The 10744-nt window shown below is 40.5% G+C and carries 7 protein-coding genes and 1 tRNA gene; 1 reads left to right on the top strand and 7 read right to left on the bottom strand.

All coding sequences use genetic code 11. From position 1 onward, the window contains the following. Positions 1-36 precede the first annotated feature (36 nt). Positions 37-109 (bottom strand) — tRNA-Ala (locus tag DP117_RS31415). Between the two features lie 132 nt (positions 110-241). On the opposite strand from DP117_RS31415, the gene DP117_RS31410 reads away from it, so the two are divergent. After that, positions 242-1114 carry a rhodanese-related sulfurtransferase gene (locus tag DP117_RS31410; protein WP_169222104.1) on the top strand — a complete coding sequence of 291 codons (873 nt, stop codon included), beginning with the start codon at positions 242-244 and terminating at the stop codon, positions 1112-1114. 5 nt (positions 1115-1119) lie between these two features. Here DP117_RS31410 and DP117_RS31405 read toward each other — a convergent pair whose 3' ends face one another. The 6 genes from DP117_RS31405 to rfaE1 all read right to left on the bottom strand — a co-directional run bounded on the left by DP117_RS31405 (position 1120) and on the right by rfaE1 (position 10661). Further along, positions 1120-3129: a WD40 repeat domain-containing protein gene (locus DP117_RS31405; RefSeq protein ID WP_169222103.1), complete on the bottom strand. Its 2010-nt coding sequence runs from the start codon at positions 3127-3129 to the stop codon at positions 1120-1122. Positions 3130-3161: 32 nt separating this feature from the next. After that, positions 3162-4982 (bottom strand): toll/interleukin-1 receptor domain-containing protein, encoded by a 1821-nt coding sequence (locus DP117_RS31400; protein ID WP_169222102.1) that lies wholly within the window; start codon positions 4980-4982, stop codon positions 3162-3164. A gap of 36 nt (positions 4983-5018) precedes the next feature. After that, a complete protein-coding gene (locus DP117_RS31395; RefSeq protein ID WP_169222101.1) occupies positions 5019-6257 on the bottom strand; it encodes a tetratricopeptide repeat protein in 1239 nt (412 codons plus the stop codon). Positions 6258-6282: 25 nt separating this feature from the next. Continuing rightward, the gene (locus tag DP117_RS31390; protein WP_169222100.1) at positions 6283-7017 is read right to left on the bottom strand and encodes a caspase family protein; all 735 of its coding nucleotides are present in this window, start codon (positions 7015-7017) and stop codon (positions 6283-6285) included. A 175-nt stretch (positions 7018-7192) separates the two neighbouring features. Further along, entirely contained in the window at positions 7193-9313 is a 2121-nt protein-coding gene (locus DP117_RS31385; protein WP_169222099.1) for a caspase family protein, read from the bottom strand. Between the two features lie 319 nt (positions 9314-9632). Beyond that, positions 9633-10661: a D-glycero-beta-D-manno-heptose-7-phosphate kinase gene (rfaE1, locus tag DP117_RS31380; protein WP_169222098.1), complete on the bottom strand. Its 1029-nt coding sequence runs from the start codon at positions 10659-10661 to the stop codon at positions 9633-9635. Positions 10662-10744: the final 83 nt, after the last annotated feature.

Genomic DNA, 10744 nt, shown 5'->3' with positions numbered 1-10744 from the left:
GGGGTTTCTACCCAAATTTTCGATGAAAACGATTGATGGAGGTAAGGAGACTCGAACTCCTGACATCCTGCTTGCAAAGCAGGCGCTCTACCAACTGAGCTATACCCCCTTAAACAATTCAAAATTCAAAATTCAAAATTCAAAATTCAAAATTCAAAAAAGAAAGATTCTGAACTTTTTTATTCTAACCTAATAGTTGGTGAAAGTATACTATTGTTTTTGCCAAAGGATTCATAAAAAAATGACTATAGTTGTTGCAGCACTGTACAAATTTGTCAAGTTGGAAGATTTTGCCCAGAAACAACATCCTCTACTTTCTTTATGCCAAGCACATGACGTTAAGGGCACAATTTTATTAGCACCCGAAGGTATTAACGGTACAATTGCCGGTTCTCGTCAAGCGATTGACTCAATTTTCTCCTTTTTGCGCTCCGACTCTCGCTTTACAGACTTAGTATACAAAGAGTCTTATGCTGACGAGCCACCTTTTGACCGCATGAAAGTGCGTTTAAAAAAAGAAATTGTCACTCTCGGATTACCTGGAGTTGATCCTAACGAACAAGTCGGCACCTATATCACTCCCAAAGATTGGAATGCTGTGATTTGTGATCCAGAAGTGACGGTGATTGACACCCGCAACGATTATGAAGTGAGCATCGGAACTTTCAAAGGAGCACAAAACCCTCAGACTGAATCATTTCGTGAATTTCCAGACTATGTTCGCAACCACCTCGATCCCAAGAAACACAAAAAGGTAGCTCTATTTTGTACTGGGGGAATTCGCTGTGAAAAAGCTTCTTCCTTCATGCTGTCCCAAGGGTTTCAAGAAGTATATCACCTCAAGGGTGGAATTCTCAAATATTTAGAAGAAGTCTCAGAGCCTGAAAGTTTATGGGATGGTGAGTGTTTTGTATTTGACCAGCGCATCGCTGTACGTCATGGGTTAGAACTAGGTAGTTATGATATGTGCCCAAGTTGTGGACATCCCATTTCTGAAGCTGATAAATTATCCCCCAAGTATCAAGAAGGTGTTTCTTGCCCATCTTGTTTTGATAGTCTTTCTGAGGAGAAAAAGGGACGTCAGCAGGAGAAAAAACGACAGTTGGAGCACTAGAAAAATTATCCTTTACAAAGTTTGTCATAATCGTTTTTCTTAGATTTACTGCTTAAATATGGGCGTAACTGACTGCAACCGCGTTTTAGTAAATCATCTAAATCCAGGTTCCACAAAGCTACTACACCGTTAAGATGACCAGAAACTATTTTTTTGGAGTCAGGACTGAAGCTAAGACTCCAAATCTGACTATTACTTTCAAATGTTGCCAGTTCTTCACCCTTTAAGTTCCACAGCTTTATCGTCATATCATCGCTACCAGAAGCAATCATTTTGCCCTCAGGGCTAAAACTCACAGCCCAAACTATGCCTTTATGACCTGTCAAGGTTCGCAGTAACTTTCCATCTCGGTTCCATAGTTTAATGGTGTTATCATCGCTAGCAGAAGCAATTATCTTACCATCAGGACTAAAACTCACATCATTTACGAAATCTTTGTGCCCTCCAAGGGTTGTTAGCAAATTTCCATCTAGAGTCCAGAGTTTGACTGTAGTATCATTACTAGCGGTAGCTATCGTTTTACCATCTGGGCTGAAGCTTAGTCGAGTAATACTATCATTATGAGCATTGAAAGTTTTTAATAATTGTCCATCTACGCTCCAAATCTTTACGGTTTGGTCAGCGCTAGCAGTTGCTAAAGTTTTACCATCTGGACTGAATTTTACCGTTGTAACCTCATCTTCATGACCCTTTAACGTTTTGGGTAACTTTCCATCTAATCCCCAAATTTTAGCGGTTTTGTCAGCACTAGCAGAAACAATACTTTTGCCATCGGGACTAAAATTTACAGCCCAAACTTTATTTGTATGCCCTGTAAAACTTTGAAGCAACTTTCCATTTAAGTCCCAAATTTTAATGCTTTTATCAGCACTAGCAGAAACAATACTTTTACCGTCGGGGCTAAAATTTATGCTCTTAACCCACTCATTATGTCGCCCTAAATAATTTCCTTGTAGATTCCAAAGTTTTATAGTATTATCTATACCACTTGAAGCAATAATTTTACCATCTGGACTCACTCTTATATCTGTAATAGTACCTATATGCGCTTTCCACTTTTGAATTAACTCACCATTTTTGGCATTCCAAAGGTTTATAGTGCCATCTTTAGTTCCTGATATTAGCATCTGATCGTCTCTGGAAAAAGTCACCCATGTAACTGGCTGGTTATGAGGTAAAGTTTTTATTAAGGTGCCATTACGATTCCATATTTTAACAGTAGTATCCTCACTTGCAGTAGCTAAAATTTTTCCATCGCTACTAAAGTTTGTTATATAAATTAAATCTTTATGTCCTTGTAAAACACTAATTAACTTTCCATCTAAAGTCCGAACTTCAACTGTGTAATTTTTTCCAGGACAGAGAATAAATTTGCTATCTGGACTAAATCTTACTGACATAGACCAATGATTTGCGTTTGGAAAAGAATTCAATTGTTTCCCATCTAAATTGTAAAGAAATATGCTGCCGTCCTTACTACTAAAAGCAATTTTTTGACCATCAGGGCTAAAGTTTACACTCCAAGCTGGTAATTTTAAACTTGGAAACTCTCGAAGTAGTTTTCCCTTTAAGTCCCATAATCTAATTTTTTTATCCTCACTAGTAAAAGCAAGAATATTACCTTGAGGGCTAAAACTTATATCATTGACTAGATCATCATGGGGTAGCGTTATTATTTCTTCTCCTTTTAAACTCCAGATTTTAATATTTCTATCATTACTAGCTGAGGCTAGCATTGTACCATCGTTATTAAAACTCACCCCATTCACCCCATCAGTATGACCTTCTAGACGATTAATTTCTCGATTATTATAAACTGTTTGTTGCAATGCCTGTAAAACTTGTTGTTTAACATTCAGAGGAGCAAAAGGCATCCATTTTAATAATTTTCCAGCCTCTATGCTGGCAATTAACGCTTCCAGTTGTTCACCGGAAGTGAACTTGGCTTTTGAAGAAGCACTTTGAGCTTCAAGTGTCTTAATATTGGCATTTATAGTTTGATTTAGAACTAGCAAAACTAATCCACTCAACACAATAATGAAAGTTATTAAAACCCTATTTGCTTTTTTTGTTGTTGGAGTTCTCTTTGTCTACTCTTTTCTTCTCGACGTTTGGTTTCCAGGATTACCTGCTCGCTAGCCTGTACTAGTGCAGATATATTTGGGTCAATACCTAACTCGGTAGCATCAGGACTGTTGAGCCAACCTTGAGCTTCAGCCAGTTGTACTTCATCTAGCAAACCCCCACTGCCCTTTCCTAAACGTTCCCACTCTTGAGCTTTGGCTTCTAGTCGTCTGCGTGTCAGTTCTGCTTCTCTACGTTCAGTTAGCCATTGCTGTAAAGTAGGCCAGCCAATAATCAAAGCTTCATGGGCAATGTCTACTTTGCGAATGGAATTTTCCCCACCACTCAGGGTAAGTAGGCGACAGTTCACTAAATGAGACAATGTCTTGTCAAACAAGTGTGCATCGTTTCCTGCACGTAAGGCATTTACGGGTTGCTGGCGACGAGTATCAGCTCGTCCTTCACCAAACTGCACTAAACGTAGAAAAATGCGACGGGCGATCGCTCCTTGTTCTTTGTTTTCTTGATTCAAGTCTGTCAAAGCTGCATCAGCACGACGAGCGATCGCCACTTGCAATCCCGTGCGTTTATTATTTCCCAATGTCTCGTAATCTTTACGGGAAAGCACTAAGGTTTCATAGGCTTTGAGAGGCAAAAACCGTCGCTCTAATTTTTCCCACAACAGTACCAGTGTCTCTTGAATTAAGGGTAAAATACCCGGTTCACCAATAGCATCTTTTACTAAACGCTCTACTAAAGCTGATTCTATAAATACGCCAACATTGTCAGCAGGTTTAAGAATTGCCTTTTGCAACCCTATTTCATCTAGAGAAACGATTTCCAAGCGATGTAACTGGATGTTTTCCCAAAGGGGACATTGCATCAGGTCTGCATAAAAATCGGCTCTAACAGTTAAAATTAAATAACAATTGGAAATTTGAAGCAACTCCAGCAAAGCTTGTTGAAACTCTTCTTTCTCGGTTTTAGCAATTGTAAAGAGTTCCTCATACTGGTCTACGACTAATAGCAACCGTTGAGCATTCGGGTGAGTATTTAGAACTTCTGTGACGGCTAAAGATAGATCAGCTTGTTCGCTCCCTAAAGTCGTTTTTAGGAGACTCAAAGGGTTTTCTCCAGGGCGCATCGTGCAAACTAACCACTCACCCGAACCAAAACGTCTACTCTGACGTAGTTTAGGAATGAGTCCCGCAAATATTAAAGAAGACTTTCCACTACCGCTAGAGCCAATAACCGTAATAAATCGATGCCGATACAGATGTTCTAAAAGATATTCTACTTCCTGCTCACGCCCAAAGAAGCGATCGTTATTTGATTCGCTAAAAGGTATCATTCCCGGATAGGGACACTCTGGTTTTGGCGGTACAGGAGGGACTGGACGCTGTAATTCTCTACAAAGGTGTTTTATAACTTTAGACCATTGAGTCTGCTCAGTTGCATCGAGACTGGTTAACATTGCCAAACGGGGTGGCAGTTTAACTGGGTGCAAAATCAAAGGAATAACTGGCCAAGTTGCTGTTTCCAATCCATAGCTTTGCCCTAATAAGTCAATAAACTCGCTGAAATTATCAACTAAGTAGGCAGGAGAGATAATGAGTAAGGTGCGATGGCTATACTGAATTGCATTTTCAAATTCCTTTAGACGAGGCACACCCAAGGTAAACGCAGCTTCTGAATAGAAGCGTATATCAGCTTGTCTGAAACTATCAAGTAAGTAACCTTCTACCCAAGCTTTATCTACATTGACGTAGGAGATGAACAAATCATATTTTGCACTCTGTGTCATAACTATAAGTTCGAGCTTTACAAATTTTGAAGATTATTATCGGCACTCGCATGAACGCCTCCCCTGAACGGTTACCTTTCTACTTGGAACCTTTGCAGATCTTGAGCTAACAGTGTCTTGGGTTTGAGTTGGATCTCCTCTTTGAGGATAAAGCCAGTCTGCTTGGGGCAGATATGACAATGCTGTTTGGTACTCTTTTTGACTGTCCTGATTTTCCTTAATACGTCCTATTAAAAAATGAGAAATAGAGCTTGAATAAGTTGTATCAATAATCTGATAATTCAAAACTCCTGATGGAGTTAAAGGAGAAATTCTTGGATCTAATTTAATTGATGCTTCCAAATCCTTTAAAGCCTCATTATTACGTTTATAAAAATAATACGCTGCCCCTCGAATTAGATGAAATTCAGAAATATCAGGATTAGTTTTTATTGCTTGGCTAATATTTTCAATAGCTTGCTTATATTCTTTTTTTCTATAATTACCTAATGCTATAGTATAGTAATTTTCCTCTTTTTTCGACTTAAATGGAATCATGGTTGCTGATTTTGTTGTATTATCTTGCTTAGAATTACCTAAGTCAACGCAGAGCGATCTCTTCATTTGGAAACGGTTATGTCCAATAAAGTCTGAATAGAAATAAATGTCACTACGAATTGCTTCAGTTAAATTATTAATTTCTGTAGGAGAGATTTTTATTGTATCTGATTCTCCTTTTTGTATTCTAAATTTGTACCTTTCTGCAACTACCATTAAATAGTAGGCTTGAGCAAAAATTTTATCGTTTTTAATAGCTTGCTTAAAATCATTCTGGCTATTATCAATCCGAGCAACATCTTCTGTTGTAGAAAACTTATCCTTTAGACTCATCTTAGATTTTAGATAACCTCGTTCAAAATAAGCATCGGAAAGATTAGGGTTTCTTTTAATTGCTTCATCAAAACTTTCTTTGGCTTCTTGGGCTTTTTTAATATCATCACTCCCTGCGAAATAAAATTCATAAGCAGCGACTTTACCTTTTTGATAGTAAGCATCAGCAGCCAAGTTGGGATCGGCTTTAATAACTTCCTGGAAGTCCCTTTTAGCGCCTGGATAATCTCCAAGCAAAAAACGTAGCTTACCACGTCTAAGATAGGCAGAGGCTTCCAAAGGTACAGAAGACTTTAGTGTCTCTAAATATTCTTTAGGAATCTCCTGACTAAAACAAGCTTCCCGTGCTTCTGATATAATGTCACTACTGTTTGGATAATCCCTCATTTTTGTGGCTTCTTCCATTTCAGGATCTCCTTGCAAATATTTCTTAAATAACTTTAGGCTGTAAGTAGCTAAAAAGATCGAGAATCCGAATTACTCCACCTGGGGCAATTACTTCCCCTTTGAGTCCATCCAACAAGTGTTGGGTGAAAAGGCTATTAGCAGCATCGGGTAATATATAAGACTGTTCGGTGCTGCGGGAGGAAGCCAAAATCACCCGCCCTCGTCCTTGTTTAAGAACATCATAATAGCTTTCTGATAAACCAGCTTTTATCTCAGCTGCATCAGCATCTTTTGGTTGACCAATACCACCAGAATGACAACAATCAAAGACTACCACTAATTTTTGAGATGGGATAGCACGTAAAGCTTCTGTAAATTGAGTTCCAGAAATCGCAGTTTGAGCTAATAACGCCTCTGATGTAAAGTCTGTATCCACTGGCAACAAGTACTCACCTGCATAGGAACCAGATTTTAGCTGTCCTCCATGACTAGAAATGTAAATGAAAACAGTAGAGTTCTGGTTGCTACGTTCGGCTAATTTAGCTAATGCTTGAAGTAAGGCTGTCTGGGTTGCTTCAGTGTCTAACAGTAATTGCACATTATCAGGTAAATAACCGCAATGCTGCGGATTAATCAAAAGTTCGTAAATGTCCCTTGCATCTTTTAAAACGGTTTCTGGAAGTCCTTTTATTTTCTGGTAGTTAGCAATACCAACTACTAAAGCATGAGCGCTGCTGATTACAGATATAGTGGTAGTGACTGGGGTAAGATTTTTCATGAAGAAAAGCCTCTTCTATTTGGGAGCATCCCAAATGTGCAAGTTTACTGTCATGCTGAGTGAAGCGGAGCGTAACGAAGCATCTGTTGAGTCAACGTGAGTTTTAGATTCTTCGCTCCATTTCATTCCGCTCAGAATGACAAACATGTTTTTGCAAAATTGGGATGCTCCCCTTCTATTTTTCATTTGTTATTCTCACAACCACTTGTTCTGCAATCCATTCACTAGCAGGATATCTAGCTGGTTCTAAATTTTTAGTTGGCGGTTGAGAAGCAGCAACAGCAGCTAAAAGTTCTTCCAATGGGTTTTCTGGGTTTTTCCCAGTAGGGAAAAGAATTGGTTGATCGAGGGGAGGTAATTCCAACCAGTGGAAATCAGTTGCACCAACAGTTGCAAACGCCTTAAGAATATCTTGAGCGTCTTCGTATCCGTTTGGCAGACTTGCATGAAGTGGGAGTATCTCTTCTTGTCCGGGGTCAAATGTGATAAAGTTTCCACTTCCAGAAGGATAGACTTGAGAAATACCTAAATCTGGCTTTAGATTTAGTATAGCGACGTTAAGCGGTTGAGAAGAATCATTGCGAAGCCGAATAAATACCCATTCGTTAACTTTGAGCATCGGTGTATTTCCTGGCTCATCAAAAGGTTGCGGTTCAGGTGGTTCTACGGGGTCGTAATTTGATTGCTTTCCAATCATCTCTAAGGTAAATGCCAGCTTAGTTCCTGGTAAGTTTGACCGATGATAATAATTGTTAAGCTGCTGAGTTGCCCGATATTTAGCTAAATGTACTAAACGCTTGACTATACTTGCAGCAGCATCAAGTTCGCCTATTTTTAAAGCGGGTCGTAAGTTGGCAATTGGCGTAGTACTAGGATCGCAAATTTCGTACTCGCTATTTCTGTTAACAGTTACCTGGTAATCAGCAGTTTCATTGCCAAAAACTAATTCTACCCAACCATTCCCAATTGGCATAGCATCTGCAACCGCTTGCAAGGCTGCACTCTGTTTTTGATCAACTTCTGTCGGCAACTCATCCTCTTGCGTGCCTTCTGCTTTCTCAACCAAGCGGATTTTTCTCACTAATTTGACAGATTTAGGATTAATGAGCAATGCTTGAGCTGCTTGTTCAATAGATTCAGAACGAAAAGTTTCCTTAATTTCAGCCCAAGATTCTGTTGCACCAACAGAGGTGATTTCAGCTAAAGCTAATCGCTTGTTCACCTCTGTGAAATCAGTTGTGCCTGGTGGATAAATAGCAAACTGTGCGCCTTTATTTAATCCCTGCACCTGGCCTCCATTGAGCAAAAGTCTTTTGTTAGCATCTATTTGGTTAACATTTACGGCATACTGTAAAGAGATGCGATCGCTACCAAAGACCAAACGACTTCCTTCTCCCTGAAGCTGAGGGGTTTGTCGCTGAAACTGGCTGTGAATTTTGGCAAGCAAGCGATCGTGCAGTACTTTATAAGTTAGCCCAGGAGTTAATGGGTCAAGCGAATCTAGCAACCAGTAGGTAAGCGCACCGTTGCGTTCTTTACCGTTGAAAGCATACTCAAAGGCAGATTCATTTGAACGACATGCAGCTAATAAAACATAACCTTCTGGTTGTGGCAACCATCCACTACCCAACTGAAAGTCACGAGTTTCTGATTTAGTTAAAGCTTTCCATGTTTTCGCCAATTCCTCATCCGATGCTACCATGCTTTCAGTAGAACGGGGAGTTTCATCAATGGTGTCCAAGCCTCTAATCTCAGCATCGTCACCTTTTGTTGCTCCACCTGAATGACAGCTATCCAATACAACTGTGACAACTAACTTCTTAGCTACCATTCTTTCTAAAAGTTTAGCTATTTCAATATCGCGCAGATACCGTGCTGTGGAATTGCCAATATCAGTAGGAACGAGTGCTTCATCAATGCCATTTTCTCCCTTGAGTTGAGGATAATTAGTCTTAGCACGACCTCCATGACCAGAGTAGTGAATATATACTTGGTCTCCAGGTTCGGCAACTGAGGTGAGGTGATTAAACATCGCTACCATGTTTTCGTAGGTAGGCCGCTTCTCTGGTGGTTCTGCTGGTTCTGGTTTCCCAATATCAGAGGCAGTAAGCTTAAAAATCTGCTCTGGTGGCATTTTTAGCTTTAACTTCAGGAAGTCTTCTACGTACCTAATGTCGCGCACGCATCCGCCAAGATTATTGTACGAACCTCCATCAGGCAATTGATTGGGTAAGTAGCAGTCTATACCTATCAGTAAAGCATACAATTTGCTTATTTGATTGCTTGGATTATCCATTTTTTCCAGCTTCGTTTCTTGGGTAAGGTAAAAACGGCGTTACATACAGCGCTTTGCATCTAAATGGAGTACACCCCTCCCCAACCCTCCCCGCGAGCTCGGGGAGGGTGCTTGAGGTGCGCGGGTGGGGTATCTTTGTACTTCACCAACTTGCAATCTGCTGTAATAAAGGCAACTGCGTCTGAATGGGTAAAAGCTTTTCTTGAATGGGCTGTCAATCACCATCATAATGTACCACCGCTGTGCGACTATGCGCTGAGTCGGGAAAGTATGTATATTGACACTCCCACGGCGTGCGAAAATTGAGTAGTGGCGAATGTTAACTTTCTTCCAACAACCGTTGCAACGCGACCTTCATTTCTTCAGGAGTTGTCGTTGTGGTGCCAAACTGTCTCACCACAATACTAGCTGCTAAATTCCCTAAAACAGCTGCTTCCCAAGCCGACGCCCCAACAGCTAAACCCAGAGTTAACGCAGCTACCACAGTATCTCCAGCACCTGTCACATCAAACACCTCAGTCCGATTAAAAGCTGGGATGTGAAATTCACTCTCCTCGCGGTTAAACATACTCATCCCTTGGTCCCCACGAGTAATTAATATGTGTTGCGCCTGCGTTAATGCGAGCAAGTCTTGTCCTGCTTGAGTCAAAGTTGCCTCATCAGTAATTGCATAACCCACAGCCAGTTCTGCTTCCGGCAAATTTGGAGTAAACAATGTTGCCCCACGATACCGTTCCAGATGTTTTTGGGCATCCACAATTGTTCGAGAAGCAGACAGCGCTGCTGAAATCACTGGCTGAGTTAGAGTTCCATCTCCATAGTCAGAACAGATGACGGTATCTACGGAATTAAGTTGTGTTTTGATATACTCTGATAACTGGAGTTGTAAATCTAATTCTGGCAAATCATCTGATTTTCGGTCTAAGCGAACAATTTGCTGTGTCACCGATTGACGAGAATGACCAGAAATCCGCGTTTTAGTGACTGTTGGGCGATTGATGTCAACAAAAACGCCATCAGTATTAATTCCTGAAGCTTCCAGAAGAGTCCGTAGTGCTTTTCCCTGTTCATCTTTGCCCAATAGCCCTACTGCCAAAACTTTTGCCCCCAGTTGAGCAAAATTATAAATCGCATTTGCCCCACCTCCTGGTACTTGCTTGGTGGTTTCATGGCGGAGGATTAACACTGGTGCTTCGCGAGAAATTCTTTCCACTTGACCAGTGAGAAACTCATCTAAAGTCAAATCTCCGATAACTAGTACCCGTGCGGAAGTAAATTTTTCTAACACCGAAAATAATCGGTCAGCGCAAGCACGCAATTTAGGAGCAAAATCAGGATCTAAAGACATAAAGCACAGAGTATGTGACACACCAGCCTATGATTTTACAACCCAGAATGGGGAGATCGGGAGGTGGGGTAGAGAGCAAAGCG

Origin of the sequence: Brasilonema sp. UFV-L1 (assembly GCF_012912105.1) — a bacterium.
In the GTDB taxonomy this organism is placed as follows: Bacteria; Cyanobacteriota; Cyanobacteriia; order Cyanobacteriales; family Nostocaceae; genus Brasilonema.
This window is presented reverse-complemented; position numbering and strand designations above follow the sequence as displayed.

Coding starts and splice junctions, on each gene's coding strand:
- DP117_RS31400 (WP_169222102.1), bottom strand. CDS start 4,982: ATGACACAGAGTGCAAAATATGATTTGTTCATCTCCTACGTCAATGTA.
- rfaE1 (WP_169222098.1), bottom strand. CDS start 10,661: ATGTCTTTAGATCCTGATTTTGCTCCTAAATTGCGTGCTTGCGCTGAC.
- DP117_RS31385 (WP_169222099.1), bottom strand. CDS start 9,313: ATGGATAATCCAAGCAATCAAATAAGCAAATTGTATGCTTTACTGATA.
- DP117_RS31390 (WP_169222100.1), bottom strand. CDS start 7,017: ATGAAAAATCTTACCCCAGTCACTACCACTATATCTGTAATCAGCAGC.
- DP117_RS31395 (WP_169222101.1), bottom strand. CDS start 6,257: ATGGAAGAAGCCACAAAAATGAGGGATTATCCAAACAGTAGTGACATT.
- DP117_RS31410 (WP_169222104.1), top strand. CDS start 242: ATGACTATAGTTGTTGCAGCACTGTACAAATTTGTCAAGTTGGAAGAT.